General features: G+C 71.1%; 27 protein-coding genes. 16 read left to right on the top strand and 11 right to left on the bottom strand.

Going from position 1 to position 26851, the window contains the following annotated elements; translation table 11 throughout:
* Positions 1–6 precede the first annotated feature (6 nt).
* The 4 genes from cbiB to AC07RM_RS15980 are packed head-to-tail and all read left to right on the top strand — an operon-like array spanning position 7 to position 3111.
* The gene (gene cbiB, locus AC07RM_RS15995; protein ID WP_495335159.1) at positions 7–981 is read left to right on the top strand and encodes an adenosylcobinamide-phosphate synthase CbiB; all 975 of its coding nucleotides are present in this window, start codon (positions 7–9) and stop codon (positions 979–981) included.
* Positions 978–2003, top strand: coding sequence for an aminotransferase class I/II-fold pyridoxal phosphate-dependent enzyme (locus AC07RM_RS15990; RefSeq protein WP_495335158.1), 1026 nt, complete (start codon positions 978–980; stop codon positions 2001–2003). Before cbiB ends, AC07RM_RS15990 begins: the two co-directional genes overlap by 4 nt.
* A gap of 29 nt (positions 2004–2032) precedes the next feature.
* Positions 2033–2386 carry a CidA/LrgA family protein gene (locus AC07RM_RS15985; protein WP_057591611.1) on the top strand — a complete coding sequence of 118 codons (354 nt, stop codon included), beginning with the start codon at positions 2033–2035 and terminating at the stop codon, positions 2384–2386.
* Positions 2383–3111 carry an LrgB family protein gene (locus tag AC07RM_RS15980; RefSeq protein WP_495335157.1) on the top strand — a complete coding sequence of 243 codons (729 nt, stop codon included), beginning with the start codon at positions 2383–2385 and terminating at the stop codon, positions 3109–3111. Before AC07RM_RS15985 ends, AC07RM_RS15980 begins: the two co-directional genes overlap by 4 nt.
* Positions 3112–3121: 10 nt before the next feature.
* Here AC07RM_RS15980 and AC07RM_RS15975 read toward each other — a convergent pair whose 3' ends face one another.
* From AC07RM_RS15975 to AC07RM_RS15965, 3 genes are read right to left on the bottom strand one after another with little or no spacing between them, the layout of a single operon-like run.
* Entirely contained in the window at positions 3122–3604 is a 483-nt protein-coding gene (locus AC07RM_RS15975) for a RidA family protein (RefSeq protein ID WP_495335156.1), read from the bottom strand.
* On the bottom strand, positions 3597–4460 hold the full coding sequence (locus tag AC07RM_RS15970) for a PhzF family phenazine biosynthesis protein (protein WP_495335155.1): 864 nt from the start codon (positions 4458–4460) through the stop codon (positions 3597–3599). Before AC07RM_RS15970 ends, AC07RM_RS15975 begins: the two co-directional genes overlap by 8 nt.
* Positions 4461–4467: 7 nt before the next feature.
* Positions 4468–5454 (bottom strand): Bug family tripartite tricarboxylate transporter substrate binding protein, encoded by a 987-nt coding sequence (locus AC07RM_RS15965; protein ID WP_495335154.1) that lies wholly within the window; start codon positions 5452–5454, stop codon positions 4468–4470.
* Positions 5455–5586: 132 nt separating this feature from the next.
* On the opposite strand from AC07RM_RS15965, the gene AC07RM_RS15960 reads away from it, so the two are divergent.
* Positions 5587–6435, top strand: a complete 849-nt coding sequence (locus tag AC07RM_RS15960; RefSeq protein WP_495335153.1) for a helix-turn-helix domain-containing protein — start codon at positions 5587–5589, stop codon at positions 6433–6435.
* On the opposite strand, the gene AC07RM_RS15955 is transcribed toward AC07RM_RS15960, so the two are convergent.
* Both AC07RM_RS15955 and AC07RM_RS15950 read right to left on the bottom strand, forming a co-directional pair.
* Positions 6432–7631 (bottom strand): lanthionine synthetase C family protein, encoded by a 1200-nt coding sequence (locus AC07RM_RS15955; protein WP_495335152.1) that lies wholly within the window; start codon positions 7629–7631, stop codon positions 6432–6434. The genes AC07RM_RS15960 and AC07RM_RS15955 overlap by 4 nt on opposite strands.
* A 5-nt stretch (positions 7632–7636) precedes the next feature.
* Positions 7637–8551 (bottom strand): LysR family transcriptional regulator, encoded by a 915-nt coding sequence (locus AC07RM_RS15950; RefSeq protein WP_208510854.1) that lies wholly within the window; start codon positions 8549–8551, stop codon positions 7637–7639.
* A 184-nt stretch (positions 8552–8735) separates the two neighbouring features.
* Here AC07RM_RS15950 and AC07RM_RS15945 point away from each other — a divergent pair, with 184 nt between their 5' ends.
* The 4 genes from AC07RM_RS15945 to AC07RM_RS15930 all read left to right on the top strand — a co-directional run bounded on the left by AC07RM_RS15945 (position 8736) and on the right by AC07RM_RS15930 (position 16093).
* Positions 8736–9620, top strand: a complete 885-nt coding sequence (locus AC07RM_RS15945; RefSeq protein ID WP_093342323.1) for an alpha/beta hydrolase — start codon at positions 8736–8738, stop codon at positions 9618–9620.
* Between the two features lie 219 nt (positions 9621–9839).
* Entirely contained in the window at positions 9840–11096 is a 1257-nt protein-coding gene (locus AC07RM_RS15940) for an efflux RND transporter periplasmic adaptor subunit (protein WP_093342321.1), read from the top strand.
* Between the two features lie 193 nt (positions 11097–11289).
* Positions 11290–14574, top strand: coding sequence for an efflux RND transporter permease subunit (locus tag AC07RM_RS15935; RefSeq protein ID WP_093342320.1), 3285 nt, complete (start codon positions 11290–11292; stop codon positions 14572–14574).
* Positions 14575–14608: 34 nt separating this feature from the next.
* Entirely contained in the window at positions 14609–16093 is a 1485-nt protein-coding gene (locus AC07RM_RS15930) for an efflux transporter outer membrane subunit (RefSeq protein WP_495335151.1), read from the top strand.
* 18 nt (positions 16094–16111) lie between these two features.
* Here AC07RM_RS15930 and AC07RM_RS15925 read toward each other — a convergent pair whose 3' ends face one another.
* Positions 16112–16657: a MarR family winged helix-turn-helix transcriptional regulator gene (locus tag AC07RM_RS15925; protein WP_208510915.1), complete on the bottom strand. Its 546-nt coding sequence runs from the start codon at positions 16655–16657 to the stop codon at positions 16112–16114.
* 141 nt (positions 16658–16798) lie between these two features.
* On the opposite strand from AC07RM_RS15925, the gene AC07RM_RS15920 reads away from it, so the two are divergent.
* Complete coding sequence (locus AC07RM_RS15920; protein WP_495335150.1) at positions 16799–17776, top strand: tripartite tricarboxylate transporter substrate-binding protein; 978 nt, start codon at positions 16799–16801, stop codon at positions 17774–17776.
* A gap of 10 nt (positions 17777–17786) precedes the next feature.
* Here AC07RM_RS15920 and AC07RM_RS15915 read toward each other — a convergent pair whose 3' ends face one another.
* Positions 17787–18011 carry a hypothetical protein gene (locus tag AC07RM_RS15915; RefSeq protein WP_093342316.1) on the bottom strand — a complete coding sequence of 75 codons (225 nt, stop codon included), beginning with the start codon at positions 18009–18011 and terminating at the stop codon, positions 17787–17789.
* 158 nt (positions 18012–18169) lie between these two features.
* Here AC07RM_RS15915 and AC07RM_RS15910 point away from each other — a divergent pair, with 158 nt between their 5' ends.
* From AC07RM_RS15910 to AC07RM_RS15895, 4 genes are read left to right on the top strand one after another with little or no spacing between them, the layout of a single operon-like run.
* Complete coding sequence (locus tag AC07RM_RS15910; protein ID WP_495335149.1) at positions 18170–19657, top strand: cobyric acid synthase; 1488 nt, start codon at positions 18170–18172, stop codon at positions 19655–19657.
* On the top strand, positions 19654–20700 hold the full coding sequence (gene cobT, locus AC07RM_RS15905) for a nicotinate-nucleotide--dimethylbenzimidazole phosphoribosyltransferase (protein ID WP_495335148.1): 1047 nt from the start codon (positions 19654–19656) through the stop codon (positions 20698–20700). The genes AC07RM_RS15910 and cobT overlap by 4 nt, the downstream gene beginning before the upstream one ends.
* Positions 20701–20705: 5 nt before the next feature.
* Positions 20706–21500 (top strand): adenosylcobinamide-GDP ribazoletransferase, encoded by a 795-nt coding sequence (locus tag AC07RM_RS15900; RefSeq protein ID WP_495335147.1) that lies wholly within the window; start codon positions 20706–20708, stop codon positions 21498–21500.
* Entirely contained in the window at positions 21497–22063 is a 567-nt protein-coding gene (locus tag AC07RM_RS15895; protein ID WP_495335146.1) for a histidine phosphatase family protein, read from the top strand. Before AC07RM_RS15900 ends, AC07RM_RS15895 begins: the two co-directional genes overlap by 4 nt.
* A gap of 7 nt (positions 22064–22070) precedes the next feature.
* On the opposite strand, the gene nth is transcribed toward AC07RM_RS15895, so the two are convergent.
* Entirely contained in the window at positions 22071–22715 is a 645-nt protein-coding gene (gene nth / locus AC07RM_RS15890) for an endonuclease III (RefSeq protein ID WP_495335145.1), read from the bottom strand.
* Between the two features lie 107 nt (positions 22716–22822).
* On the opposite strand from nth, the gene AC07RM_RS15885 reads away from it, so the two are divergent.
* Positions 22823–24010: an aminotransferase-like domain-containing protein gene (locus tag AC07RM_RS15885; protein ID WP_208510862.1), complete on the top strand. Its 1188-nt coding sequence runs from the start codon at positions 22823–22825 to the stop codon at positions 24008–24010.
* A 9-nt stretch (positions 24011–24019) separates the two neighbouring features.
* Here the strand turns inward: AC07RM_RS15885 and AC07RM_RS15880 are convergent, their stop codons facing one another.
* Entirely contained in the window at positions 24020–24247 is a 228-nt protein-coding gene (locus tag AC07RM_RS15880) for a hypothetical protein (RefSeq protein ID WP_093342309.1), read from the bottom strand.
* A gap of 72 nt (positions 24248–24319) precedes the next feature.
* Between AC07RM_RS15880 and AC07RM_RS15875 the strand changes: the two genes are divergently transcribed.
* Positions 24320–24655: a DUF6172 family protein gene (locus AC07RM_RS15875; RefSeq protein ID WP_495335144.1), complete on the top strand. Its 336-nt coding sequence runs from the start codon at positions 24320–24322 to the stop codon at positions 24653–24655.
* Here the strand turns inward: AC07RM_RS15875 and AC07RM_RS15870 are convergent, their stop codons facing one another.
* Together AC07RM_RS15870 and AC07RM_RS15865 are read right to left on the bottom strand one after the other, a co-directional pair.
* A complete protein-coding gene (locus tag AC07RM_RS15870; protein WP_495335143.1) occupies positions 24656–25735 on the bottom strand; it encodes an Ldh family oxidoreductase in 1080 nt (359 codons plus the stop codon).
* Between the two features lie 14 nt (positions 25736–25749).
* Positions 25750–26724: a tripartite tricarboxylate transporter substrate binding protein gene (locus tag AC07RM_RS15865; protein WP_495335142.1), complete on the bottom strand. Its 975-nt coding sequence runs from the start codon at positions 26722–26724 to the stop codon at positions 25750–25752.
* Positions 26725–26851 lie beyond the last annotated feature (127 nt).

Raw genomic sequence — 26851 nt, 5'->3', positions numbered from 1 at the left:
CGCGCCATGCCGGCTATCGACTTCACCGCTCCCGTGCTGGCCATGCTGGCCGCGCTGTGGATCTCGCTCGCGGTCGACCTCTGGCTCGGCGAACCACCCGCGCGCTGGCATCCGGTGGTGTGGATCGGGCGCTACCTGGGCTGGGCCGGCGCGCGCATCGCGCCGCCGTTCGGCGCGGCCTCCGGCAAGCAAGGGCGCGTCTTCGCGCTCGGCGCCATCGCCTGGTGCGCGGGCGCGCTGGCCGTGCTCGCGATCGCCGTGGCGCTGCAGGCCGCGATGCAGCAGGCGCTGCCGGCCTGGGCCTTCGCGCTGCTGCTGGGGCTGCTGCTCAAGCCGCTGTTCGCCTGGCGCATGCTGCGCGACGAGGTGCTTGCGGTCGAGGCCGCGCTCGGCGAATCGCTGGACGCGGGCCGGGCGCGGCTCGCGCGCCTCGTGAGCCGCGATGTCTCGCTGCTCGGCGAGCGCGAGGTGCGCGAGAGCGCGATCGAATCGCTGGCCGAGAACCTCAATGACTCGCTGGTGGCGCCGGTGTTCTGGTTCCTGCTGTTGGGCCTGCCGGGCGCGGCGCTCTACCGCTTCGCCAACACGGCCGATGCGATGTGGGGTTACCGCGGCGAGCGCGGCGGCCGCGACTGGACCTGGGCCGGCAAATGGGCCGCGCGCGCCGACGACCTGCTGTCGTGGCTGCCCGCGCGGCTCACGGTGCTGTTGTTGGCACTGGCGGCCGGACGCTGGCCGCGCGGCCTCGCGCGCGAGGCGCGGCGCACGCCGTCGCCCAACAGCGGCTGGCCGATGGCCGCGATGGCGCTGCTGCTCGGCGTGCGGCTGGCCAAACCCGCGGTCTATGCGCTCAACGCCGAGGGTCGGGCCGCGATGCCGGCCGACACCGCGCGTTCGGCCCGCTTCGGCCAGCGCGCCGTGCTGCTGCTGGCGCTGGCCGCCTGGCTGCCGGTCGTTCTGCTGTTCATGGGGGCGCGATGAGCGAGCTCGACTTCACCTCGATCCATGGCGGCCCCGATGCGCTCGGCGCGCCCGCCCACGATTTCTCGACCAATGCCAACGCCTGCGGCCCGTGCCCCGAGGCGCTCGCGCGGGTGCGCGCGGCCGATGCGACGCGCTATCCCGATCCGGCCTACACGGCCTTGCGCGCGCGGCTCGCGGCGCTGCATGGCGTGGCGCCCTGGCGCATCGTGATCGCGGCCGGCGCGAGCGAGTTCATCCGTCGCATCACCGCCTGGGTGGCGCAGGAGGACCGCGGCGCGCATGGCGAGGTCGTGCTGCCGGCCACCTCCTATGGCGACTACGCGGCCGCCGCGCGCGCCTGGGGCCTGCAGGTGGTGCGCGCGCCGCAGGCGGCGCGGCGGCCGCGGCTCGCGTGGTGCTGCGATCCGTCGGCGCCGCAGGGGCAGGCGCAGCCCGGCCTGGCCGCGTCGATCGCCGCGCTGTCCGAGGACGTGCCCTGCGTGCTCGACCGCGCCTATGAACCGTTGCGGCTCGAAGGCGAACTCGCGCTGGTGCCCGCGCGGCTCGACCGGCTCTGGCAGATGTGGTCGCCCAACAAGGCGCTGGGCATGACGGGCGTGCGCGCGGCCTATGCGATCGCGCCGGCGGATGGTCAGGAAGCGGTGGGCGCGCTGCTGCGCCTCGGTTCATCGTGGCCCGTGGGCGCGCATGGCGTGGCGATGCTGTCGGCCTGGGCCGAGCCCGCGGTGCAGGCCTGGGTGCGCGACAGCCTCCACACCTTGCGCGAATGGAAGTCCTTGCAGCTCGCGCTGTGCGCGCGCATGGGCTGGCAGACCACGCCCAGCGTGGCGAACTACCACCTCGCGCAACCGATGGCGACCGACTTCGCGGGCCTGCTGGCCGGTTTGCGCGCCGAGGGCATCAAGCTGCGCGACTGCGCGTCCTTCGGCCTGCCGGGCCAGGTGCGCATGGGCGTGCTGCCGCCCGCGAGCCAGGCCGCGCTGCACGCCGCATGGCAGCGCCTGGCGGGTGCAAACTAGCCGACGAGAACGACCACGAGGACCTTGCCATGCTCTATGCCATCACCACGCTCTTTCTGTGCCAGCTCGCCGGCGAACTGCTGGTGCAGTGGCTGAGCCTGCCGGTGCCCGGTCCGCTGCTGGGCATGCTGTTTTTGTTCGCCGGCCTGCTGTGGCGCGGCGGCGTGCCCGAGAGCCTGGGCGAGACCTCGGGCCATCTGCTGCGCAACCTGATGCTGCTGTTCATCCCGGCCGTGACCGGCGTGATGCTGCACTTCGAACGCGTGGGCCGCGAGTGGCTGCCGTTCCTGGCCGCGGGCATCCTGGGCGCGGCCTTCACGATGACGGTGACCGCGCTCACCCTGCGCTGGATGATCCGCATCACCGGCAAGGACGCCCAGTGAGCGCGCCCGCGAAGCTGTCCGAGATCTGGGTCTTCCTGGCCCAGTCGCCGCTGCTGTGGCTCGCGCTCACGCTGCTGGCCTACCTGGGCGCGCTGTGGCTGCACCGGCGCAGCGGCACCAACCCGGTGGTCAATCCGGTGCTGGTGTCGGTGATCGTGATCGTCGCCGTGCTGCTGCTCACACGCACGCCCTACGACACCTACTTCGAAGGCGCGAAGTTCGTGCACTTCCTGATCGGGCCGGCCACGGTGGCACTCGCGGTGCCGCTCTACAGCCAGGTCGCGCGGCTGCGCCGGCTCTGGCTGCCGATCGGCGTGGCGCTGCTCGCGGGCTCGGTGGCGGCCATCGTGTCGGCCGTGGGCATCGCCTGGGCGCTCGGCGGTTCGCACGAGCTGCTGATGTCGCTGGCGCCGAAGTCGGCCACCATGCCGATCGCGATGGGCGTGTCGGAAAAGATCGGCGGCCTGCCGTCGCTGTCGGCGGTCGCGGCCGCGATCACCGGCATCGCGGGCGCGATCATGGCCACGGGCCTGTTGAACCTGCTGCGCATCAAGGAGCCTGCGGTGCGCGGCTTCGCGGTCGGCATCACGGCGCACGGCATCGGCACCGCGCGCGCGATCCAGGTCAACGAGACCGCGGGCGCGTTCTCGGCGCTCGCGATGGGGCTCAACGGCATCGCGACGGCCTTGCTGGTGCCGCTGGTGGTGCGCTGGCTCGGAGCCTGAGGCCCCGCCTTCAGTCCGCCGGCCGCTCCTGCAGCACCAGCGAGATCTCGACCGCGCCCCCGCCCGGCAGCGAGGCCACGCCGACCGTGGTGCGCGCGGGCAGCGGCTGGTCGGGGAACACCTGGCGCAGCAGTTCGCTCGCGGCATTCATCACCCGCACATGCTGCTTGAAACCGGGCCCGGTCTGCAGGTAGCCGGTGAGCGCGACGATCTTCTGCACGCGGTCGAGGCCGCCGAGCTCGGCGCGCGCGGCACGCAGCAGCGCGATGGCGGCGGCGACCGCGGCCCGTTCGCCGAGCGCGATGCCCGCGTCGCTGTCGTCGATAGGGCCCGCGATCACCACACCGTTCTCGCGCCCGACCACGCCGCTCGAATGCAGCAGCTCGCCGGCGCGCGCGAAGCTCGCATAGCGGCCCGCGGGGCGCGCGGCGGGCGAGGCATCGTGGCCCGCCTGGGCGGCGAGCGCCTCCAGGCGCCGGTCGGCATCAGTCATGCGGCACCTCGTCCATCGCCTGCGCGTCGCCGCGCAGCCAGCAGCCTTCGGCGGCATCGGCCTGCGCGGGCAGCCGCACCTGGATCGCCGAGGGCGAGCCCATGGCCTCGCCCTGGCGCACGGTGACCAGCGTTCCGTCGGCGCCGACCAGCGCCATCTCGCGCAGGCCCCAGGCCAGCGCGGCGGCGGCGATGCCGGTGGCCGCGTCCTCGGGATAGCCGGAGGAGCGCGGGAACTGGCGTGCGCTGACCTCGGTGCCCTGCGCATCGGCGTTCGATGCGAAGGGATAGAGCCCGGTCGAGCCGAGCCGGTCGCACAGCGCCTCGACGCGCGCGAAGTCGGGCCGCAGGCCGTGCAGCAGTTCGGGGCTCTCGAGCCGCACCAGCGTCTTCACGCGGCTGGTGGCGGCGTTGAGCACGGGCGACACGATCTGCACGAGGTCGATGCCCAGGCACTGCGCGATCTCGCGCACCAGGGCCGCGCCGACCACGGCGATGCTGGCGCTGGGCTGGCTGATCTCGACCGCGCCGTCGACGAAGCGGCCATGCACCGTGCCGCTGAGCGTCTGCACCGCGATCGGCTCGCCGCTCCAGCGGCCGCGTTCGTGCAGCAGCCACAGCGCGCCGAGCGTGGCATGGCCGCACATCTCCATCTCGTGGCGCGGCACGAAGTAGCGCATGCGCAGGCGGTGCCGGGCGGCATCGTCGGGGGCGAGCACGAACACCGACTCGTGTCCGCTCTCGCGGGTGCGGGCCTGCATGTCCTCGGTGGACATGGCACCGGCATCGAGCCAGACCGGGGCCGGGTTGCCGCCGGCGCGGGTGCCGGGGCGGGCGAAGACGCGTACGAGCTGCATGGTCATCTCAGTCCGCCTTCGCGTTGACCGAGCGCGCGATGCCGCCCCACAGCGCGATGTCGGTGCGCACGCGCTGGCCGAACTGCTCGGGCGACCAGCTCGCGGGCGAGACGCCCTTGGCCATCATGTCGGCGCGCAGGTTGCGATCCTGCAGCGCCTTGTCGAGCGCCGAGCGCAGCCGCTCCACCACCGGTTTGGGCGTGGCCGCGGGCGCCATCAGGCCGTACCAGAGCTCGGGCTTGAAATCCTTGATGCCCGCGGCCTCGAAGCTCGGCAGCTCGGGAAACACCGCCGAGGGCTGGCTGATCGCGAGCGCGCGCATGCGGCCGGCGCGCACCTGGGGCGCGAGCGCGGTGGGGTTGTCGAACAGGGCCTGGATCTGGCCGGCCATCAGGTCGGTCTGCGCGGGCGCCGCGCCGCGGTAGGGAATGTGCGTCATCTCGATGCCGGTGCGCTGCTTGAACAGCTCGCCCGCGAGGTGGCTCGCGGTGCCGTTGCCGATGCTGCCGTAGTTGAGCGTGCCGGGCCTGGCCTTGGCGTCGCGGATGAAATCGGCGAGGTTCTTCGCGGGCAGCGTGGGTGCCACCACCAGCACGAAGGGCGTGGTGCCCAGCGTGCCCACGGGCGCGAGATCGGCCAGCGGGTCGTAGGGCAGCTTGGGGTAGACGGCCTGGGCCGAGGCGATGGTCGTGGTGGTGGCGGCCACCAGCGTGTAGCCGTCGGGCGCGGCCTTGGACGCATAGCCGGTGCCCACCGTGCCGCCGGCGCCCGCGCGGTTGTCGATGATCACCGGCACGCCGAGCTCGGCCTGCAGCCTGACCTGTACCGCGCGGAAGATCACGTCGGTGCCGCCGCCGGCCGGGAAGGGCACGACGATGGTGATCGGCTTGGCGGGATAGGTGTCGGCGGCGGCCGCGGCACCGCAGGCGGCGGCGAGCAGGGCGGCGGCGGCCATCAGGGCGAGGCGCCGTGGCGGGCGGAGGCTGGCGGTCATGGAGGTCCTTGGCGGAACGGGTGAAGGGGAGGCCCTAGTCTTCCTGCCGGCTCCCCTCCGCGTGCCTCCGCTCGCGACGTGCGTGCGCACGAATGCGACATCGGCCGCGCGATTGACCACACAATCGGCCCCATGCCGTCCCCAGCCGCCCCGTCCGGACCGCGGATCTCCGCGTTCTCCGACCGCCTCGCCCACAAGGCGACGCCGGTGGCGAGCACGCTCGACGGCTACGCCACCACGCCGCATGCGCACGATTGCGACATGCTGTTCGTGCCGCTGGCGGGGCGCTTCGACGTGATCGATCCGCGCGGCGACGCGCTGCAGTCCTCGCCCGGCCACTTCCTCTGGTTCGCGGCCGGCGCCGCCCATGCCACCAGCGCGATGACCCTGCGCCAGACGCACCTCGCGGTCTATGTCGACTCGGAGTTCTGGGACACGGCGCTGCGCGCGCACGGCATCGCGAAGCCGGCCCAGGGCCTGCGCGCGGGCAGCGGCGCGCTGAACCTGCTGTCGCACCGGCTGCTCGAGATGGCCGGCGCGCCGGCATCGCCCGAGCCTTCGATGGCGCACGTGGCCCACTGCGGCGCGCTGGTGATGGAGGCGGCACGGCTCATGGCCAACCCGCTGGTGCATCCCGATGGCCGCGGCACGCCCGGCGCGGTGATCGCCGCGCTGCTGGCCAGCGACATCGAGGCCGAGCTCGCGGCAGCGCTGCCGCTCGAGGCCTTCGCGGCGCGGCACCGGCTCTCGCGCCGGCAGGTCGAGCGGCTGTTCCGCGCGGCCTATGGGCTGTCGCCGCTCGAATTCCAGCAGCAGCGGCGCCTCGAGCGCGCGCGCCACCTGCTGCAGAGCACCGACGAATCGGTGCTGTCGGTGGCGCAGCAGGTCGGCTGGGCCTCGGGGGCCTATCTCACGCGCATGCTGGGCAAGGCCTGGGCGACGACGGCCGGCGAGCTGCGCGCGCGGCGGCCGCCGGCCTAGAAGAAACAGTCGAGGGTCGGGAAGCGGTCCGTGCCCTCGATGCAATCCCACAGATAGATCGCGAAGCCGGGGTCGCCGGTCCACAGCGAATAGCGCAGGTGGCCGTGTTCCGCCAGCTCGGCCTCGGTCTGCGCGATGCCGTGCATGGCGAAGGCGCGCGCCCGGTCCAGCCAGACGGCGTCGCCGAAGCGGCGGTGCAGCTTGAGGAAGGCATAGCCGTTGCCGCCGGTGCCATGGCACAGGTTCGAGCCCTTGTTCAGCGGGCCGGCCTGCCAGGTGGTTTCGCCGGCGGCCAGCAGCAGCTCGTCGAGCGTGTCGCCCGGAAAATCCGCGAGGCAGATCACGAAGCCCGGCGCGCCATGGCACATCTGCACCAGCTTCGGCCGCGATGCATCGGGCAGCGGGAACAGGCGCGGGCGCCAGTTGGCCTGCGCGCCCTCGCGGTCGGCGCTGCGCTGCACGGTGTTGGCGATGCAGTCGCGCCAGGCGTTCCATTCGGCGCCGTCGAGCAGGTGGCGGCCATGGATCAGCGGCACGGCGGTGGCGACGAAGCCGTGCACCGCGTCGATGTAGGTCGAGCGCTGGCCATAGAGCTGCTGGGTCCAGAAGTGGCAGCCGAAGTCCTCGGACCATTCGAGCTGCGACCACAGCCGCCGCGCGGTGTCGCGGTAGATATGAGCCCAGCGTTGCTCGCCGGTGCGCTGGTGCATGAACAGCGCCGCGAGCATGGTGCCGGGCGTGCCCCACATCAGCTCGAGGGTTGGGTCGTCGAGGTGGCCGCCGCACAGCCGCTCGAGTTCGTCGGCGATGGCGGCCGAGGGCTGGAGCCGGTGCTCGAGCAACCGGATGCCGGTGTCGCCCATCAGGTAGGCCGCGAAGCCGGCGTCGGCGGGACGACCCATGGCCGCGCGGTTGGCGGCGATCAGGCCCGGCACGACCGGCGCGTAGTCGCGCGCCAGCCGCGCGGCGCCGCGGCCCTGCAGGTGGTGCAGTGCCCAGATCACGCCGCTGGCGCCCCAGTACAGCAGGTACTGGGGGTCGGGATTCGACGCATCGCTGGGATGCATGGGCCACAGCCCCTCGGGCGTGAAGCGCGCCTCGGTGTCGCGCACGATGCGCTCGATGGCTTCGCGCGCGCGGCCCTCGTCCCAGGCGTCGGCCCGCAGGGGCTCGTGGCGCTCGGGCGAGAACAGCATGGCGCTCAGCGCCGCTGCAACCGCGGCGTCTTCGCGAACAGCTCGGCGGCCCAGTCCACGAAGGCGCGGACCTTGGCGCTCAGGTGGCGGTTGGGCGGGTAGACCACGTGGATCGGCAGCGGGTCGCGGTGCCAGTCGGACAGCACCTCGATCAGCTCGCCGCTCTCGAGGTGCGGCTCGGCCATGAAGGTGATGCACTGCGAGATGCCGAAGCCGCCGAGCACGGCCGCCATGTGGGCGTTGCTCTCGTTGACCGACACGCGGTAGGGGCCGTTGAGCTCGATGTGCTCGTCGCCCTTCTTGAACTCGTGCGGGTAGACGCGCCGCGTGGTGCCCGAGAAGTAGCTCACCACGTGGTGCCGCTTCTCGATGTCGTTCGGATGCTGCGGCGCACCATAGCGCTTGATGTAGGCCGGCGAGGCCACGGTCACGAAGTGCAGGGTGCCGATGCGCCGCGCCACCAGCGACTGGTCGGCGAGGTCGCCGGCGCGGATCACGCAGTCGACGTTGTCGCTGATCAGGTCCACCGTGCGGTCGCTGACGCCGAGGTCGACCTGGATCTCGGGATAGCGGTCGCAGAAGGTGGCCAGGGCCGGCAGGATCACCAGCCGCGCGACCGAGGTGCCGACGTCGATGCGCAGCCGGCCCGTGGGGCTGGACTGCGCATTCGTCATGCTGGCTTCCATGTCGTCGAAGTCGTTGAGCAGCCGCGCCGCCCGTTCGAAGTACGCGGCGCCGTCCGGCGTGACCGTCACCCGGCGGGTGGTACGGTTCAGCAACTTCACGCGCAGCCGCGATTCCAGGGCCTGGATCTGCTTGGTGACGGTGCCCTTGGGCAGGGCGAGCGAGTCCGCCGCGCGGGTGAAGGTGCCGGCTTCCACGACGCGGACGAAGATCCGCATGGCCTGGATCTGATCCATCGAATGCCTGTTCTTGAGACCCGGCCCTCGCCGGGGGGTGCGGATTCTCACACAAGGCCATAACCCTTTGGTGACCCGGTCCGATTGTTCGTAGTTTGGAAACAGAGTAGGGCTTGCATCCCTGTTTAACGCGACAGTCGGCGCCTTATATTTCAACCATCGCCCATTTCCCGAGGTCGTCCCCATGTCACCCCGTCCATCGTCCCGCTCCGCCGAAGCAGTCGCGCTCGCCGCGGTGCAAGGCGCGGAAGCCGATCTGTCGATCGAGCTGCCCGGCCGCGATCCGGTGGGCGCCCGTGTCTACGGCCAGCGCCCCAAGGGAGAAACCGTGCCGCTGGTGCTGCACTTCCATGGCGGCACCTTCATCTGCGGCGGGCTCGACAACGGCCGCAACGTGGCGCGCCTGCTGGCCGGCGCCGGCGCGGTGGTGGTCTCGCTCGACTACCCGCTGGCTCCCGAGTCGCCGTTTCCCGAGCCGATCGAGGTCGGCTACGCGGCGCTCGAATGGCTCTACAAGCAGCGCGTCAAGCTCGGCGGCCGCGGCGCCCAGGTCTACCTGGCCGGCGAGGAAGCCGGCGGCAACCTGGCGGCGGCGGTGGCGCTGATCTCGCGCGACCGCGCCCATCCGCCGCTGGCGGGCCAGATCCTGCTGTCGCCGATGCTCGATCCCTGCGCCGGCACCGCGTCGCTGCGCAAGGCGACCAACGATTCGCCTGAATGCCGCTGGGCCACGGGCTGGGAAAAGTACCTGAGCTGCCCGTCGAACGCGACCCACCCCTATGCGGTGCCCAGCGGTTCGCTGCGCCTCTCGTCGCTGGCCCCGGCCCTGGTGCTGGTGGGCGAGGACGACGCGATGCGCGACGAGGCGCTGACCTTCGCGGGCCGGCTGCGCTCGGCCGGCATCGAGGTCACGAGCGCGGTGCTGAGCAACGCGGCCGAATGGCCCAAGGCGCTCTACGACGCCGAGTGCATGGGCTGCAAGGTCTGCGAAGCGACCGTGCAGCAGCACTTCCGCGAATTCTTTGCGGCGACCACACCGCCCCAAGGGGCGACCCCGAAGCCCAGTTAGCCAGCGACGTCAGCCAGATAGCCAGCCGCTAGCGCGGTGAGGTCGGTCGCCAACGCGGCGACGGCCCCGCCGATACGGCCGAGCCACCGGGGGCACCCGGTGCGGCCGGCCTTTTTCCGAAATCTCCGTTTTTCTTGGTGCGAGGGCGCCAGGACGGACTGTTGCATCCCGAAAAGTCATCCGAGTCATTTGAGTCATCTGAGAGAAGGACGAATCACCATGTCGAACAACAAGCCAACGTTTTCCTCCGCGGCCCGCAAGGGCCTGTGGCCCGCCGTGACCGGCGTCACCGCCTTGCTGGCGGTGGCCGCCGCGGTGCTGGGCATGCACAGCTTCAAGGCCGAGGCCAACGCGCCGGCCGCGGGCGCGCCGCAAGCCATCCCGGTCTCGGTCGCGGCGGTGGCGCCGAGCGAGATCAACGCCTGGGACGAGTTCTCGGGCCGCCTCGAAGCGGTCGAACGCGTCGACGTGCGTTCCCGCGTCGCGGGTGCCGTGCAGTCGCTGCACTTCCGCGAAGGCGCGCTGGTCAAGCAGGGCGACCTGCTGGTGACCATCGATCCCGCGCCGTACGCGGCCGAGGTCGAGCGCGCCGAGGCGCAGGTGGCGTCGGCGCAGGCCCGCCAGTCCTTCAGCCGCAGCGAGCAAGAGCGCGCCAAGCGCCTGTGGGACGAGCAGGCGATCGCCCAGCGTGAGTACGACGAGCGCGTGAACGCCGGCCGCGAAGCCGAAGCCAACCTGCGCGCGGCCCAGGCCTCGCTGCAGTCGGCGCGCCTGAACCTGGGCTACACCCAGGTGCGGGCTCCGGTCTCGGGCCGCATCGGCAAGATCGAGGTCACGGTGGGCAACCTGGTGGCGGCCGGTCCCGGCGCCCCGGTGCTGACCACGCTGGTCTCGGTGAGCCCGATCTACGCGAGCTTCGATGCCGATGAGCAGGTGATCACGCGGGCTCTGAAGGACCTGCCGACCGGCTCCAGCGCGCGCGGCCAGATCGAATCGATCCCGGTGCAGATGGGCACGGCCGGCCTGGAGGGCACGCCCTTCGTCGGCAAGCTGCAGCTGATCGACAACCAGGTCGACGCCCGCAGCGGCACGGTGCGCGTGCGCGCCTCCTTCGACAACAAGGACGGCGCCCTGATCCCCGGCCAGTTCGCCCGCATCCGCATGGGCCAGGCCCGCAACGACACCGCGCTGCTGGTCAGCGAACGCGCCATCGGCACCGACCAGAACAAGAAGTTCGTGATGGTCGTGGGCGAGGACAACAAGGCGGTCTACCGCGAAGTCGCGCTCGGTGCCTCGATCAACGGCCTGCGCGTCGTGAGCAAGGGCCTGAAGGCGGGCGACCGCGTGGTGGTCAACGGCCTGCAGCACATCCGCCCGGGTGCGCTGGTGGCGCCGCAGACCGTGACCATGGACGCCAAGGCCGACGGCAAGGCGCAACAACCGACGGAACAAGTGGCGCAGGCCGCGAAGTCCTGAACGACACCGGGCCCCGCGCGCCAGCCTGAGCACAGGCCGGCGCGCCGGGAAACCCGGGACACCGACAACGGCGACAGCGGCACCGGCCGGCTCGCCAGCGTTACTCGAAGTTCCTTGATGGGAGCCACCTGGATGCCGCTCGTCTTTTTCGAAGCGGCGTGGATCGCGCTGTCCGCGCGATGGAGCCAACGAAATGAATCTCTCTAAATTCTTCATCGACCGGCCGATCTTTGCCGGCGTGCTGTCGCTCTTGATGCTGATAGCCGGCCTGATCGCGTTGCGCGGTCTGCCGATCTCCGAGTACCCGGAAGTCGCGCCTCCCTCGGTGGTGGTGCGCGCCCAGTACCCGGGTGCCAACCCCAAGGTGATCGCCGAGACCGTGGCGACCCCGCTGGAGGAGCAGATCAACGGCGTCGAGGGCATGCTCTACATGGGCAGCCAGGCGACCACCGACGGCGTGCTGACGCTCACCGTCACGTTCCGCCTCGGCACCGATCCCGACAAGGCACAGCAGCTCGTGCAGAACCGCGTCTCGCAAGCCGAGCCGCGCCTGCCCGAGGAAGTGCGCCGGCTCGGCATCACCACGGTGAAGAGCGCGCCCGACCTCACGATGGTGGTCCACCTCGTGTCGCCCAACGGCCGCTACGACATCAACTACCTGCGCAACTACGCGGTGCTGAACGTGAAGGACCCGCTGGCGCGCATCGAAGGCGTGGGCCAGGTCCAGATCTTCGGTGGCGGCGACTACTCGATGCGTGTCTGGCTCGACCCGCAGAAGGTGGCGCAGCGCGGCCTCTCGGCCTCCGACGTGGTGGCCGCCATCCGCGGCCAGAACGTGCAGGCCGCGGCCGGCGTGGTCGGCGCTTCGCCCGGCCTGTCGGGCGTGGACATGCAGCTCTCGATCAATGCGCAAGGGCGCCTGCAGAGCGAGGAAGAGTTCGGCGACATCATCGTCAAGAGCGGCACCGACGGCGCCGTGACCCGGCTGCGCGACATCGGCCGCCTCGAGATGGGCGCCGCCGACTACTCGCTGCGCTCGCTGCTGAACAACGACCCGGCCGTCGGCATGGGCGTGTTCCAGGCACCCGGCTCGAATGCGCTCGACATCTCGTCGAACGTGCGCAAGACGATGACCGAGCTCAACAAGAACATGCCGGAAGGCCTGGAATACCGCATCGCCTATGACCCGACGCAGTTCGTGCGCGCGTCCATCGAATCGGTGATCCACACGCTGCTCGAAGCCATCATGCTGGTGGTGTTGGTCGTGATCCTGTTCCTGCAGACCTGGCGCGCGTCGATCATTCCGCTGCTGGCCGTGCCGGTGTCGGTGATCGGTACCTTCGCGGTGCTGCACGTGCTGGGTTTCTCGATCAACGCGCTGAGCCTGTTCGGGCTGGTGCTGGCGATCGGCATCGTGGTGGACGACGCGATCGTGGTGGTGGAGAACGTCGAGCGCAATATCGAGGCGGGGCTCACGCCGCGTGAGGCGACCTACCGCGCGATGCGCGAAGTGTCCGGGCCCATCATCGCGATCGCGCTGGTGCTGGTGGCCGTGTTCGTGCCGCTGGCCTTCATCAGCGGCCTCACGGGCCAGTTCTACCGCCAGTTCGCGGTGACCATCGCGATCTCGACCGTGATCTCGGCGATCAACTCGCTGACCCTGTCGCCCGCGCTCGCCGCCTTGCTGCTGCGCGGCCATGACCAGCCCAAGGACGCGCTGACGCGCGGCATGGACAAGGCCTTCGGCTGGCTGTTCCGCGGCTTCAACAAGTTCTTCCATCGCGGCTCCGAGGCCTACAGCGGCGGCGTCAAGCGCGTGATCTCGCGCAAGACACTGATGCTGGTGATCTACCTCGCGCTGGTCGGCGTGACCTTCGGCCTGTTCAAGGCCGTGCCCAGCGGCTTCGTGCCGGCGCAGGACAAGCAGTACCTGATCGGTTTCGCGCAGCTGCCCGACGGCGCCACGCTCGACCGCACCGACGAAGTGATCCAGCGCATGGGCGAGATCATGAAGAAGAACCCGAACGTGGAAGACGCCATCGCCTTCCCGGGCCTGTCGATCAACGGCTTCACCAACAGCTCGAACTCGGGCATCGTGTTCGCCACGCTCAAGCCCTTCGACCAGCGCAAGCGCGCCGACCAGAGCGGTGGCGCAGTGGCGGGCCAGCTCAACGGTGCCTTCTCGAGCATCCAGGATGCGTTCATCGTGATGTTCCCGCCGCCGCCGGTGGCGGGCCTGGGCACCACGGGCGGCTTCAAGCTGCAGATCGAAGACCGCGCCTCGGTCGGTTACGACCAGATGGACGTGGCGGTCAAGGCCTTCATGGCCAAGGCCTATGCCGCGCCCGAGCTCACGGGCATGTTCACGAGCTGGCAGGTCAACGTGCCGCAGCTGTACGCCGACATCGACCGCACCAAGGCGCGCCAGCTCGGCGTGCCGGTGACGGACATCTTCGACACGATGCAGATCTACCTCGGTAGCCTGTACGCCAACGACTTCAACAAGTTCGGCCGCACGTACTCCGTGCGCGTCCAGGCCGACGCGCCTTACCGCGCCCGTGCCGAAGACGTGGGCCTGCTGAAGGTGCGCTCGACCTCGGGCGAGATGGTGCCGCTGGCCGCGCTGATGAAGGTCAATTCGACCTTCGGTCCGGAACGCGCCATGCGCTACAACGGCTACCTGGCCGCCGACATCAACGGTGGCCCGGCCCCCGGCTATTCGTCGGGCCAGGCGCAGGACGCGATCACCAAGATCGCGGCCGAGACGCTGCCCAAGGGCGTGAGCTTCGAGTGGACCGAGCTGACCTACCAGGAGATCCTGGCCGGCAACTCCGCCTTCCTGGTGTTCCCGCTGGCGATCCTGCTGGTGTTCCTGGTGCTGGCCGCTCAATACGAGAGCCTGACCCTGCCGATCGCGATCATCCTGATCGTGCCGATGGGCATCATGGCCGCGATGGCGGGCGTGTGGATCTCGGGGGGTGACAACAACGTCTTCACGCAGATCGGGCTGATCGTGCTGGTGGGGCTCAGTGCGAAGAACGCGATCCTGATCGTGGAGTTCGCCCGCGAGCTCGAGTTCGCCGGACGCACGCCGATCCAGGCCGCGATCGAAGCCAGCCGCCTGCGCCTGCGCCCGATCCTGATGACCTCGCTGGCCTTCGTCATGGGCGTGCTACCCCTGGTGCTGTCGACCGGCGCGGGCTCCGAGATGCGCAAGGCGATGGGCGTGGCGGTGTTCGCCGGGATGATCGGCGTGACGGCCTTCGGCCTGTTCCTGACGCCGGTGTTCTACGTGCTGATGCGCCGCATCGCGGGCAACCGGCCGCTGAAGCTGCACGGCGAAGTGCCGCATGGCGAGGACTTCGTGTCGGCCGACCATCCGGCGCCGGCCTCGGGCGGTTCGCACGGCGGATCGGGCGGTGGCCATGGCGGCGGCCTGCATCCGGTGCCGGCCTCGCCGCGGACCTCGCATGAATGACGAACGAACCACAGAACAAGAAGGAAGGTCGATCATGAACTTCAAGCTCTCATCCCTCTCGGTGCCGCTGCGCGCGGCCGTGCTGCCCCTGGTGGCGGCGCTGGCCCTGGCCGGCTGCGCGAGCGTGCCCTCGGGCCTGCCCGAGACCCCCTCGGCGGCCCAGTTCAAGGAGCAGGGCGCCACGCCGCCCGCCGGCTGGACCCGCGCCGTGCCCTCCGAGGGCGCCGCGCGCGGCGCCTGGTGGCAGGCCTTCAACGATCCGGTCCTGAACGAGCTCATCGCCAAGGCCGACGTCAACAACAACAACATCCAGGGCGCGGCGGCGCGGCTGGCCGAGGCCCGCGCCATCGCGCGCAGCGTCAACGCCGACCGGCTGCCGCAGGTGGGCCTGAGCGCCGGCGCCAACCGCGGCGCCGGCCTCGACAAGGCCACGGCCAGCACCTCGCCGGCCACCATGACCAATGCCGGCGCCACCTTCTCGTATGAGCTCGACCTGTTCGGCCGTCTCTCGCGCGCCAGCGACGCGGCACGGCTCGACGCGGCCGGCCGCGAGGCGCTGCTGCAGAGCACGCGGCTGGCGGTGCAGGCCGAGGTGGCGCAGACCTACCTCACGCTGCGTGCCCTCGATGCCGAGCGCGTGCTGGTGCGCGAGCAGGTCGAGGCCTACCGCGACACGCTGCGCCTGTCGCAGCGCCGCCAGCAGGCCGGCGACATCGCCGAGCTCGACGTGGCGCGCGTGCAGACCGAGGTCTCGTCGACCGAGTCGGACGCGCTGGCGATCGATCGCCAGCGGGCCCAGGTCGAGCATGCGCTCGCGGTGCTGGTGGGCGATTCGGCCTCGAGCTTCGGCGTGCGGCCGGCCGACTGGACCACCGCGCTGCCCGCGATCCCGCCCGGCGTGCCGGCCACGGTGCTGACGCGCCGGCCCGACGTGTCGGCGGCGCAGAACGCGGTGTTCGCGGCCCAGTCGCGCGTGGGCGTGGCGCAGGCCGCGTGGTTCCCGGACATCTCGCTGACCGGCGCGGCCGGCTATGCCTCGCCCGAGGTCGGCGATCTGTTCAAGTGGTCGGCCCGCTCGTGGGGCGTGGGCGCGCTGCTGTCGCTGCCCATCTTCGACGGCGGCCGCCGCGAGGCCGGGCTGCAGAGCGCCAACGCGCAGCTCGACGGCGCGCTGGCCAGCTACCGCAACCAGGTGCTGGTGGCCTTCCAGGAGGTCGAGGACCAGCTGTCGTCGATCCGCATCCTGCAGGAGCAGTCGGGCGTGCAGGCCACGGCCGTGGCCTCGGCCGCGCGCGCGACCAGCCTGTCGGACACGCGCTACCGCAACGGCTACATCAGCCAGCTCGACCTGCTCGACGCGCGCCGCAGCGAACTGCGCAACCGGCGCCAGGCGCTGCAGGTGAAGTCGGCGCAATACCAGGCGGCCGTGGGGCTGATCCGTGCGATCGGCGGCGGCTGGGAAGTGCCGGGCGCGGTGGCCTCCTCGGGCGACGGCGCACCGCGCGGTCCGAAGAGCTGAGCGCGCTTCGCGTCGTCCTTACGCGCCCCGCTTCGGCCAGCGGTGGCGCGTGCCGCCCGAGCGGCGGTCGGCCTTCTCGGGCACCATGCCCTGGGCGCTGAGCGCGCCACCGCGCTGCTCGAGCCGCTGCAGGCACTGCAGCAGGATCTCGATGTGCGCGGGCTCCATGCCCTCGAGCAGACCGGTGTTGAGGTCGGCGATGCGCGGGAACAGCTCGTCGTAGAGCTGCCGGCCCGCGGGGCTCAGCCGCACGTGCACCTCGCGCCGGTCCTCGGCGTCGCGGCGCCGTTCCACCAGCTGTTTCTCGACCAGGCTGCGCAGCCCGCGCGAGGTGCGCACGCGGTCCAGGTTCAATTGCTCCGACAGCGCCGAGGGCGTGATCTCGCCGGTCTGCGCGAGCGTGCCGATCATTCCCCATTCGCGGCGCGTGATGCCGAAGCCGCCCTCGACCAGGCGCGTGGCCATGCCGGCACCGGCGCGCGCCGCGCGCGAGAGCCGGTAGAGCAACAGGTCGTCGAGGGAGCGGGGCGCGAGCAGCGCGGCCGCGTCGGGAAAGGCTTGCAGGGAAGAAGAACTCACGGAGGGCGCGGGATGTGGCGGCGCCGCCGCGGCGCCCGATGATGGATTAGATCAACTATTTGTTACCTGCATATAAACAGCGTAACAAAAGCCGGCCACCAGCCGCCGGCGTGAGGAGATCCCCCCGTGCCCTTTTTTCCCTCCCGGCGACGACTCGCCGCCTGCTGCCTCGCGCTCGCGATCGGCGGCATCCTGGCGCCCGCGCAGGCGCAGAACCTCGAAAGCCCGCTCACGCTGGTCGTCGGCTACGCGCCCGGCGGCAGCACCGACCGCATCGCGCGCCTGATCGCCGAGCGGCTCGGCCCCAAGCTCGGCGTGGCGGTCACGGTCGAGAACCGCGCGGGCGAGGGCGGCCGGCTCGCGGCCAAGCAGCTGCGGCGCGCACCCGCGACCGAGAACGTGCTGATGCTCGGCAACCCGGCCGTGATGGTGGTGGCGCCGCTGGTGTTCAAGGACGCGGGCTACGACCCCGACAAGGACTTCGTGCCCGTCACGCAGGTCAGCAGCTACGACTTCGCGTTGGCCGTGGGGCAGAAGCTGCAGCTCGACCGCGCCATGTTCCTCGTGGGCCGGCTCTGGGCCCATCCCGAGGAGGCGATCTTCGGCGTGCCGGCCACCGGCAGCCTGCCGCACTTCTTCGGCCTGATGGTCGGCGATGCGCTGAGCGTGCAGCCGCAGATCAAGGGCTATGGCGGCTCGGCGCCGCTGGCGGCCGACCTGACCGGCGGCTCGCTGCCGATCGCCATCGACACGCTGGACTCGCTCTATGCGCAGCACGTGGCCGGCAAGATCCGCATCCTGGCCGTGTCGGGCAAGAAGCGCGCGAGCTTCGCGCCCTCGCTGCCGACCTTCCGCGAGGCCGGCATGAAGATCGATGCCGACGGCTGGAACACCTTCTTCGCGCCGAGCAGCATGCCGCCGGCCAAGGTGCAGCTGCTGGCCGCGAAGATCCGCGAGGTGATGCAGGACCCGGGGCTGCAGAAGGCGGCCGATGCGCTCTACATCACGCCGGTGGTCAGCAGCAATGCCGAGACGGTGCAGATGCTCAAGGCCTACCGACAGCAGTGGGAACCGGTGGTGCGGCGCTCGGGCTTCGCGCCCTGAACGCGCGCATTCAGGCGTCGGGATCGGACGGCCGCGCGGCGCTGATCTTCTGCAGCTCCGCCACGCCCATCACCAGCGCATTCGAGTAGCTGGCCTCGGCGCGCGCCGCGCGGCGGTAGACGCGGTAGTCGAGCACGTCGGCCTCGCCGCTGTCCAGCGCCTCGAGCAGGACCCAGTGGAAGCGGTCCGGTTCGGGTTCTTCGACGGTGAGGGCCAGATCGTTGAGGGCGGGCATGGGGCAGGGTCGCGGGGCGCTGTGACGGAGAAGCCCTGTATACGGAGGATTCGCCGAACCGGATGCAGTGCGTGGGTTCACCGGGCCGGTTGCGTGACGGAAGCCGCATTCCGGCGTTGCGTTTCGGGCACCCGTGCGCGCTCAACGACAATCCCGCCATGAATTTCCAGGCAGCGGCGGCGCCGGCGAGCGCGCGAGAGCACACCGGCGGGGCGCGTTGCGTGATGGTGCTGGGCACGACCAGCGGGGCCGGCAAGAGCTGGATCGCGACCGCGCTGTGCCGCTGGTACGCGCGCCAGGGCCTCAAGGTGGCGCCCTACAAGGCGCAGAACATGAGCAACAACGCGCGCGTGGTCGAGGGCGGCGAGATCGGCAGCGCCCAGTATTTCCAGGCGCTCGCGGCCCGCGCGCGGCCCGAGGTGCGCATGAACCCGCTGCTGCTCAAGCCCGAGCGCGACACCCACAGCCAGGTGGTGCTGATGGGGCAGGTCGACGAGACCCTGTCGGCGCTGCCGTGGCGCGGGCGCGGCGAGCGCGTGTGGCCGCAGCTCGCGCGCGCACTCGACGAGCTGCGCGCCGAGAACGACGTGGTCGTGATCGAGGGCGCCGGCTCGCCGGCCGAGATCAACCTGATGGCCAGCGACATCGTCAACCTGCGCATTGCGCGCCATGCCCGGGCACGCTGCCTGCTGGCCACCGACATCGACCGCGGTGGCGCCTTCGCCCATCTCTATGGCACCTGGGCACTGCTGCCCGAGGCCGACCGCGCGCTGCTCGCGGGCTTCGTGCTCAACAAGTTCAGAGGCGATGCCTCGCTGCTCGCGCCCGCCCCCGAGCAGCTGCGCGAGATGACCGGCGTGCCCGTGGTCGCGACCCTGCCGATGTGGTGGCAGCACGGCCTGCCCGAGGAGGACGGCGTGTTCGACGACCGCAGCCGGTCCTCGGGCGCCGTGACGCGCACCGTGGCCGTGATCGCCTATCCGCGCATCAGCAACCTCGACGAATTCCAGCCGCTGAAGAACGTGCCCGGCGTGCGCCTGGTCTGGGCCCGCGCGCCGGCCGACGTGGCCGGCGCCGACTGGATCGTGCTGCCCGGCTCCAAGCACACCAGCGGCGACCTGGCCTGGCTGCGCGCGCAGGGGCTCGACCGCGCGGTGGCCGAGCATGCGGCGCGCGGCGGCGCGGTGCTCGGCGTCTGCGGCGGGCTGCAGATGCTCGGCGAGGCGCTGGTCGATCCGCACGGCATCGACGGCAATGCGCCCGGGCTGGGCCTGCTGCCGCTGGTGACGGTGTTCGAGCGCGACAAGACCGTGCGCCGCCGCGAGGCCGCCTTCGGCACGCTGGCGGGCGCCTGGGCCGCGCTGTCGAACGTGGCCGTGGCCGGCTACGAGATCCACCACGGCCAGACCGCGGCCCATCCGCAGATGGCCGGCGACGGCGGCGCGGTGATGCCCGAGGGGCTGGCCTGGCAGAACGCGCGCGGCAACGTGCTCGGCCTCTACCTGCACGGGCTGTTCGAGGACCCCGCGGCGCTGCAGGCGCTGTTCGGCGTCGCGGCGCCCACGCTCGACGCCACCTTCGACGGCCTGGCCGACTTCATCGACAACCACTTCGACGCCGGCGTGCTCGCCGGCCTGATCGCATGACCCACGACGACCTTCTTCCCGCGGTGCCCGACATCGCCGACGCCGCGCTCGCGGCCCGGCTGCAGGCCGTGCTCGACAACAAGACCAAGCCGCTGGGCGCGCTCGGCCGGCTCGAGGCGCTGGCGCTGCGCCTGGGCACGATCCTCGGCACCGAGTCGCCGACGCTCGAGGCGCCGCAGATGCTGGTCTGCGCGGCCGACCACGGGCTGGCGGCACGCGGCGTCTCGGCCTATCCGAGCGACGTGACCTGGCAGATGGTCGAGAACTTCCTGGCCGGCGGCGCCGCCGTCAGCGTGCTCGCGCGCCAGCACGGCCTGGCGCTGACCGTGGCCGACTGCGGCGTGCGGCGCGACTTCCAGCCGCGGCCCGGCCTGGTGCAACGGCGCATCGCGGCCGGCACCGCCGATGCCTCGGCCGGTCCCGCGATGAGCGCCGCGCAGTGCGCGCAGGCCATCGCCAACGGCCGCGAGATCGTGCGCGCGCTGCCGGGCAATGCGCTGCTGCTCGGCGAGATGGGCATCGGCAACAGCTCGGCCGCCGCGCTGCTGCTGGCGCGCCTGGCCGACATCGACATCGACCGCTGCACCGGCGCCGGCACCGGGCTCGACGCCGACGGGCTGGCGCGCAAGCGTGCCGTGCTGCGCGAGGTGCTGGCGCTGCATGCGGATGCCACTGCGCCGCTCGACGCGCTGGCCGCGCTCGGTGGCTTCGAGATCGCGACCCTGGTCGGCGCGGTGCTGCAGGCGGCCGAGGAGCGGCGCGTGATCGTGCTCGACGGCTTCATCGCGAGCGCCGCGGTGCTGGTGGCGCAGGCGCTGCGACCGCACGTGGCGCAGCGCTGCGTGGCGGCCCATGTCTCGGTCGAGCCGGGCCATGCGCTGCTGCTCGAGCGGCTGCGGCTCGAGCCGCTGCTGAACCTGGGCCTGCGCCTGGGCGAGGGTTCGGGCGGCGCACTGGCCTGGCCGCTGCTCGAATCGGCCTGCCGCATCGTGCGCGAGATGGCGAGCTTCGAATCGGCCGGCGTCTCGCGCAAGGACGCCTGAGCCCGATGAGCGGCCTGCGGCACTTCCTGCTCGCGCTGCAGTTCTTCACCCGCGTGCCGGTCACGGGCCGGCTCGCGGCCTGGGTCGGCTACAGCCCGCAGATGCTGCGCGCGAGCGCGGCGCACCTGCCGGGCATCGGCTGGCTGGCCGGCGGCGTGGCGGCGCTGGTGTTCGTGGGCGTGGCGATGGGGCTGCCGGGCCTGGCGGGCGCGTTCGCGGCGGCGGTGCTGAGCACGCTCGCGACCGTGATGCTGACCGGCGCCTTCCACGAGGACGGCCTGGCCGACGTGGCCGATGGCCTGGGCGGCTCGGCCGACCGTGCGCGCGCGCTCGAGATCATGAAGGACTCGCGCATCGGTGCCTTCGGCGCGATCGCGCTGGTGCTGGCGCTGGGCCTCAAGTGCGCGCTGATCGCGGTGCTGGCCGGCGGCGGGTTGCACGCGGTGGCCGCGGCCATCGTCGGCGCGCATGTGCTGTCGCGGCTCGCGCCGCTCGCCTTGATCCGCTGGCTGCCCTATGTGGGCGACAGCGGCGCGAGCAAGGCCAAGCCGCTGGCCGATGCGATCAGCGGCGGCGCGCTCGCGATCGGCGTGCTGTGGACGCTGCCCGCGCTGGCGCTGCTGGCGTTGTCGCACGGCGCGGCCCATGTGCTGGCGGCGCTGTTAGCGGCGGCGCTGGCGGCGCTGTGGATGGCGCGGCTCTTCCGGCGCCGGCTGCAGGGCTTCACGGGCGACGGGCTGGGTGCCACGCAGCAGATCTGCGAGATCGCGATCTACCTCGCATTGGCGTGGCGGGCATGAGCATGCGCAGGCTCTGGCTGCTGCGGCATGCGCCGGTGATCGCCGAGGCGGGCCTGTGCTACGGCGCGAGCGACCTCGAGGCCGAGGCCGAGGCCACGCACGCGGCCGCCGAGCGCATCGCTCGAGAGTTGCCGCCGGGGCTCGCCGTGCTGTCGTCGCCGCTGCGGCGTTGCGCCGCGCTGGCCGGCGCGATCGCCGCGCTGCGGCCCGACCTCACCGTGCAGCACGATGCGCGCATCGCCGAGATGGATTTCGGCGCCTGGGAAGGGCAGTCCTGGTCGGCCATCGCACGCGCGGAGCTCGATGCCTGGACCGCCGATTTCGCCGACACCCGCGCCGGCGCGCATGGCGAGAGCGTGCGTGCCTTCATGGCGCGCGTGGCCGGCGCCTACGACGAGTGGCAGGCCGGGCAGGGCGATGCGCTGTGGGTCGCGCATGCGGGCGTGCTGCGCGCTGTGTCGCTGCTGCACGCGGGCACGCGCTGTCCGCGCGATGCCACCGAGTGGCCGTCGACGCCGCTGCCCTTCGGCGGCTGGCAGGTGGTCGAGCTTCGGCCGGCCTGAGGCAGGCTCAGCGCTTGGGTGCCGGCGTCTTCGGCTTGTAGTCGCAGTACTTCGACACCGCGCAGTCCCAGCAGCGCGGCGTGCGCGCCACGCAGACATAGCGCCCGTGCAGGATCAGCCAGTGGTGCGCGTGCAGCCGGTATTCGAGCGGCACGCGTTTCTCGAGCTTGAGCTCGACCTCCAACGGGTTCTTGCCCGGCGCCAGCCCTGTGCGGTTGCCGACGCGGAAGATGTGGGTGTCGACCGCGATCGTGGCTTCGCCGAAAGCCACGTTGAGCACCACGTTGGCGGTCTTGCGGCCCACGCCGGGCAGCGCCTCGAGCTCGGCGCGCGTGCGCGGCACCTCGCCGCCGTGCTGCTCGACCAGCATGCGGCAGGCCTCGATCAGGTGCTTGGCCTTGCTGCGGTACAGGCCGATGGTCTTGATGTAGCCCTCCAGGCCTTCGACGCCGAGGTCGAAGATCGCCTGCGGCGTGTTGGCCACGGGGAACAGCTTGCGCGTCGCCTTGTTCACGCCCACGTCGGTGGCCTGCGCCGACAGCAGCACGGCGGCCAGCAGCTCGAAGGGCGTGCTGTATTCGAGTTCGGTCTCGGGCGTGGGGTTGGCGGCCTGCAGGACGGCGAAGAAGGGCGCGATGTTTTCTTTTTTCATGGGGCGGGACAAAGGCAGGCGCAATATATCGCTGAAACGGGAATGACCTACGCAACTTAATTTCCCGCGGCTTTCGCCACAATGGCGGCCAGAAAGTGAGACTGACCATGCAATTCGCCTCCCGCCTCGACAACGTCGAAACCTCCGCCATCCGCGAACTCTTCAAGCTGCTGGGCAAGCCCGGCATCATCAGCTTCGCGGGCGGCTTCCCCGACAGCGCGATGTTCGACGTCGAGGGCCTCAAGGAGGCGAGCCAGAAGGCACTCACCGAGGAGGCGGGCGGCGCGCTGCAGTACGGCGCCACCGAAGGCTACGAGCCGCTGCGCGCCCAGCTCAGCGCCTTCATGAAGACCAAGGGCGTCGAGGTCGACCCCAGCGGCCTGATCGTCACCACCGGCAGCCAGCAGGCGCTCGATCTGCTGGGCAAGACCATGATCTCGCCCGGCGACAAGGTGATCGTCGAGGGCCCGACCTTCCTGGCCACCATCCAGTGCTTCCGCCTCTACGGCGCTCAGCTCATCAGCGCGCCGATCGACGCCAACGGCGTGAAGACCGACGAACTCGAGAAGCTGATCGCCGAGCACAAGCCCAAGTTCGTCTACCTGATCCCCACCTTCGGCAACCCCAGCGGCGCGATGCTGAGCCTGGAACGCCGCAAGAAGGTGCTCGAGCTGGCCGTCAAGTACCAGACGCTGATCGTCGAGGACGATCCCTATGGCGACCTCTATTTCGGCGAGGCGCCGCCCCCGTCGATCATGGCCCTGAGCAAGGACGTGCCCGGCAGCCGCGAGTTGCTCGCGCACTGCGGCAGCCTCAGCAAGGTGCTGAGCCCGGGCCTGCGCATCGGCTGGATGATCGCGCCGGCCGAGCTGCTGGCCAAGGCCACCATGTGCAAGCAATTCAGCGATGCCCACACCAGCACCTTCTCGCAGGCCACCGCGGCCCAGTACCTCAAGAGCGGCCGCATGCCGGCCACGCTGGCGCATGTGCGCGAGGTCTACGGCCAGCGCGCCAAGGCCATGGGCCAGGCGCTGCAGCGCGAGCTCGGCGACGCGGTGAGCTTCACCCAGCCCAATGGCGGCCTGTTCTTCTGGGCCCGCCTCACGGGCGCCAACGGCAAGCTGGCCAATGCCAACGAACTCGCCAAGCGCGCGATCGAGAAGCTGGTTGCCTTCGTGCCCGGCGCGCCGTTCTATGCCGAGAACCCCGACGTGGCGACCCTGCGCCTGAGCTTCGCGACCGCCGACGTGGCGAAGATCGAAGAGGGCGTCAAGCGCCTCGGCCAGGCGCTGTAAAGCCGGCTCTCAGGGCGAGCGGTGCAGCCGGGGCGCCGCGAGCAGCGCCAGGTTGTCCGCGATGGCCGCATCCACGTTCGGATAGCGGCCTTTCATCTTCGAGAGCGTCATGATGGTCTGCAGCGCCTTCAGGTCCTTGACCGAGGGCGCGACCTTGATCTGCGCGATGGCCGCGGTGGGATTGCCACCGTTGATCAATGCCATCACCTTGCTTGCCCAGTCGTTCGCGCGCGCCATGTCTTTCACCTGCTTTCCGTTGAGCCGCCGACTGTACACAGTGGCACGGCGGGGCATTGGTTACCATCACCCATGAGAAAAACCTTCCAGCTTCAGGTCGAGGGCAAGCACCCCGATCGCCTCCTCGAAGCCACCAAGCACGAAATCCGCAAGTACATCAAGCGCGAGCGCGGCCATGCACTGCCGGCCGGCGCCGATTTCTGGGACTTCGATTGCCGCTTCGGCAGCACCGCCGACAACGCCGAGACCATCCACCTGTCGGCCATCACCGCCAGCATCGACCACGTGGTGGCCGAGGGCGGCAAGCAGTTCTACCTCGAGATCCTCGCCCGGCCCGCGACGCGCAAGCCGCGGCCCGCGGGCGAGGCCGCCCCGTCCGACGAGGACGGCGACGACGACGACAACTGATCAGGCCAGCGCCTGCGCCAGCCGCAGGCCGTGCCGCTGCTCCACTTCCTGCAGCGATCGCGCGATCGACGGGTGCAGCCGCACCCCGTCCCTCGATTGCGCCTCCCGGCGCTTCAACCCGCCTTCGCCCGGCAGCCGCACCGGCTTCGCCGGGTCGATGGGCGCATTGCCGCGGCAGCGCTCGGCCACCTCGTCCATCTGCCGCAGGAAGGCCGCCTTGCCGCCAAAGGCATGCAGGTCGTGCAGCGTGACGTGCACGGTCGCGCCCCAGCCCTCGGGCGGATCGGCGCGGCCATGGCCCGCGAGGCCGCCGGTCAGCGCCTCCACCAGCAGCGCCATGCCGTAGCCCTTGTGGCCATGGCTCAGGCCGCCCACCGGCAGCAAGGTGCCGGGCGGGCTGTCGAACAGCACCTGCGGATCGTTCGAGGGCCGGCCCTGCGCGTCGATCAGCCACTGCTCGGCGAAGGTCTCGCCGGCCGCGCGCTTGCGGTTGCTCATGCCGTTGGTGGTGATCGAGGCCGAGATGTCGACCATCACGCCGCCCTGCGAGAGCCCGAAGCCCAGCGCCAGCGGGTTGGGCGTGAACACGGCCTGCGTGCCGCCGAAGGGCGCGACGCTCGCGGTGTTGGGGTCGGAGCAGGCCAGCAGCATCAGCATGTCCTCCTGCAGCGCGCGCAGCATGTAGACCGCGAGGCAGGCGATGTGGTGGCTGCGGCGGATCACCAGCGAGGCGGTGCCGAGTTCGCGGGCGCGCGGGATCAGCAGGTCGAGGCCTTGCTCCATGAGCCAGGGCCCGGGCAGGCGCCGGCCGTCCCACAGCACGGCGGCGGGGCGGTCCGACAGCACCTCGGGCGCACCCTCGCGCGCCATGCCGCCCGCCTCGAGCTCCTTCGCATAGCCCGCGAGCAGCGCGAGGCCGTGGGTATCGTGGCCCAGCAGGTCGCCCTCGACCAGCGTGCGCGCCACGCTCGCGGCCATCGGCGCGGCGAGGCCGCACTTCTGCAGCAGGGCATCGGCATAGGCGACCAGCGCCGGCGCGTTGTAGAGGGGAGCTTCGGGCGAGGAGGCGGCTTGGTTCATGCCGCCATTCTGGGTCACTCGGGCTTGATGTTGGCGATGGCCGCGATCTTGCGGAAGCGCGCGATCTCCTCGAGGTGGAAGCGCTGCATCTTCTCGGGCGGGTAGGGCATGAGCTCGGCGCCCGACTTGCGCACGAAGGCGCGCGCGTCCTCGGTGGCCAGCGTCTTCTGCAGCGCCTCGGCGAGTTTCGCGGTGACGTCGTCGGGCGTCTGCGAGCGCACGTAGAACGACACCCAGCTGTACTGCACGTACTCGTTGAAGCCCTTCTCGCGGATCGTCGGCACGCTCGGCAGGTCGGGGTTGCGCGCCTCGCCCGAGACCGCGAGCGGGCGCAGCTTGCCGCCCTTGATCAGCGGCATCGCGCCGCCGAGGTCGACCAGCGCGAAGTCGAGCTGGTTGCCGATCACGTCGGTCATGATCGGCGCCTGCCCCTTGTAGGGCACGTTGGTGAAGTCGCCGCCGGCCACGTTGGCGAGCCAGGCCGCCGCGAGCTGGTAGCCCGCGGAGTAGGTGCCGACGGTGAGCGACTTGCTCTTGCTGGCGGCCAGCAGCGCCTCGATGCTCGCGAACGGCGAATCGTTCGAGACCACCACCACGTTCATGCCGCGCGTCAGGCCCGACACCGGCTTGTAGTCCTTCACCGAGTCGTAGCCCAGGTCCTTGATGGTCAGCGGGTTCACGGCCATCGGCGAGTTGCTCGCCAGCAGCAGCATGTAGCCGTCGGCCGGCGCGTTCTTCACCTGCTGCAGCGCGATGATGCCGTTGGTGCCGGGCTTGTTCTCGACCACCACCGCCTGGCCGAGCTGCGCTGCGAGCTGGTCGCCGAAGTAGCGCGCCGAATTGTCCGAGCCGCTGCCGGGCGTGAACGGCACCACGATCTTGATCGGCCGCGTCGGGAAGGCCGTGCCCTGCGCGAAGGCCGGCCCCGCCACCGCCGCGCCCGCCGTTCCCGCCAATGCCAGCAACAGCCGGCGCCTGCTTGTCTCCATCTTTTTTGCTCCTGAGTTCGTGACTGAACCGGTCGTTCGCCGACCTGCCCGGGCTTCGGGCTGGCCAAATAATAATACATATGTGCTTTTAAAAAACATGTATCTGTTATATCGTTGAAAAAGAACA

Source organism: Variovorax sp. GW821-FHT09B05, from assembly GCF_059418265.1.
This window is presented reverse-complemented; position numbering and strand designations above follow the sequence as displayed.

Excerpts from the sequence above, each read along its gene's own strand:
- nth (WP_495335145.1), bottom strand. The coding sequence starts at position 22,715 with ATGAAAAAAGAAAACATCGCGCCCTTCTTCGCCGTCCTGCAGGCCGCC.
- AC07RM_RS15955 (WP_495335152.1), bottom strand. The coding sequence starts at position 7,631 with ATGCTGTTCTCGCCCGAGCGCCACGAGCCCCTGCGGGCCGACGCCTGG.
- AC07RM_RS15975 (WP_495335156.1), bottom strand. The coding sequence starts at position 3,604 with ATGACTGATGCCGACCGGCGCCTGGAGGCGCTCGCCGCCCAGGCGGGC.
- AC07RM_RS15930 (WP_495335151.1), top strand. The coding sequence starts at position 14,609 with ATGAACTTCAAGCTCTCATCCCTCTCGGTGCCGCTGCGCGCGGCCGTG.
- cbiB (WP_495335159.1), top strand. The coding sequence starts at position 7 with ATGCCGGCTATCGACTTCACCGCTCCCGTGCTGGCCATGCTGGCCGCG.
- AC07RM_RS15990 (WP_495335158.1), top strand. The coding sequence starts at position 978 with ATGAGCGAGCTCGACTTCACCTCGATCCATGGCGGCCCCGATGCGCTC.
- AC07RM_RS15935 (WP_093342320.1), top strand. The coding sequence starts at position 11,290 with ATGAATCTCTCTAAATTCTTCATCGACCGGCCGATCTTTGCCGGCGTG.
- AC07RM_RS15875 (WP_495335144.1), top strand. The coding sequence starts at position 24,320 with ATGAGAAAAACCTTCCAGCTTCAGGTCGAGGGCAAGCACCCCGATCGC.
- AC07RM_RS15915 (WP_093342316.1), bottom strand. The coding sequence starts at position 18,011 with ATGCCCGCCCTCAACGATCTGGCCCTCACCGTCGAAGAACCCGAACCG.
- AC07RM_RS15885 (WP_208510862.1), top strand. The coding sequence starts at position 22,823 with ATGCAATTCGCCTCCCGCCTCGACAACGTCGAAACCTCCGCCATCCGC.
- AC07RM_RS15940 (WP_093342321.1), top strand. The coding sequence starts at position 9,840 with ATGTCGAACAACAAGCCAACGTTTTCCTCCGCGGCCCGCAAGGGCCTG.
- AC07RM_RS15950 (WP_208510854.1), bottom strand. The coding sequence starts at position 8,551 with ATGGATCAGATCCAGGCCATGCGGATCTTCGTCCGCGTCGTGGAAGCC.
- cobT (WP_495335148.1), top strand. The coding sequence starts at position 19,654 with ATGACCCACGACGACCTTCTTCCCGCGGTGCCCGACATCGCCGACGCC.
- AC07RM_RS15865 (WP_495335142.1), bottom strand. The coding sequence starts at position 26,724 with ATGGAGACAAGCAGGCGCCGGCTGTTGCTGGCATTGGCGGGAACGGCG.
- AC07RM_RS15880 (WP_093342309.1), bottom strand. The coding sequence starts at position 24,247 with ATGGCGCGCGCGAACGACTGGGCAAGCAAGGTGATGGCATTGATCAAC.
- AC07RM_RS15985 (WP_057591611.1), top strand. The coding sequence starts at position 2,033 with ATGCTCTATGCCATCACCACGCTCTTTCTGTGCCAGCTCGCCGGCGAA.
- AC07RM_RS15970 (WP_495335155.1), bottom strand. The coding sequence starts at position 4,460 with ATGCAGCTCGTACGCGTCTTCGCCCGCCCCGGCACCCGCGCCGGCGGC.
- AC07RM_RS15960 (WP_495335153.1), top strand. The coding sequence starts at position 5,587 with ATGCCGTCCCCAGCCGCCCCGTCCGGACCGCGGATCTCCGCGTTCTCC.
- AC07RM_RS15945 (WP_093342323.1), top strand. The coding sequence starts at position 8,736 with ATGTCACCCCGTCCATCGTCCCGCTCCGCCGAAGCAGTCGCGCTCGCC.
- AC07RM_RS15870 (WP_495335143.1), bottom strand. The coding sequence starts at position 25,735 with ATGAACCAAGCCGCCTCCTCGCCCGAAGCTCCCCTCTACAACGCGCCG.
- AC07RM_RS15900 (WP_495335147.1), top strand. The coding sequence starts at position 20,706 with ATGAGCGGCCTGCGGCACTTCCTGCTCGCGCTGCAGTTCTTCACCCGC.
- AC07RM_RS15965 (WP_495335154.1), bottom strand. The coding sequence starts at position 5,454 with ATGACCGCCAGCCTCCGCCCGCCACGGCGCCTCGCCCTGATGGCCGCC.
- AC07RM_RS15910 (WP_495335149.1), top strand. The coding sequence starts at position 18,170 with ATGAATTTCCAGGCAGCGGCGGCGCCGGCGAGCGCGCGAGAGCACACC.
- AC07RM_RS15895 (WP_495335146.1), top strand. The coding sequence starts at position 21,497 with ATGAGCATGCGCAGGCTCTGGCTGCTGCGGCATGCGCCGGTGATCGCC.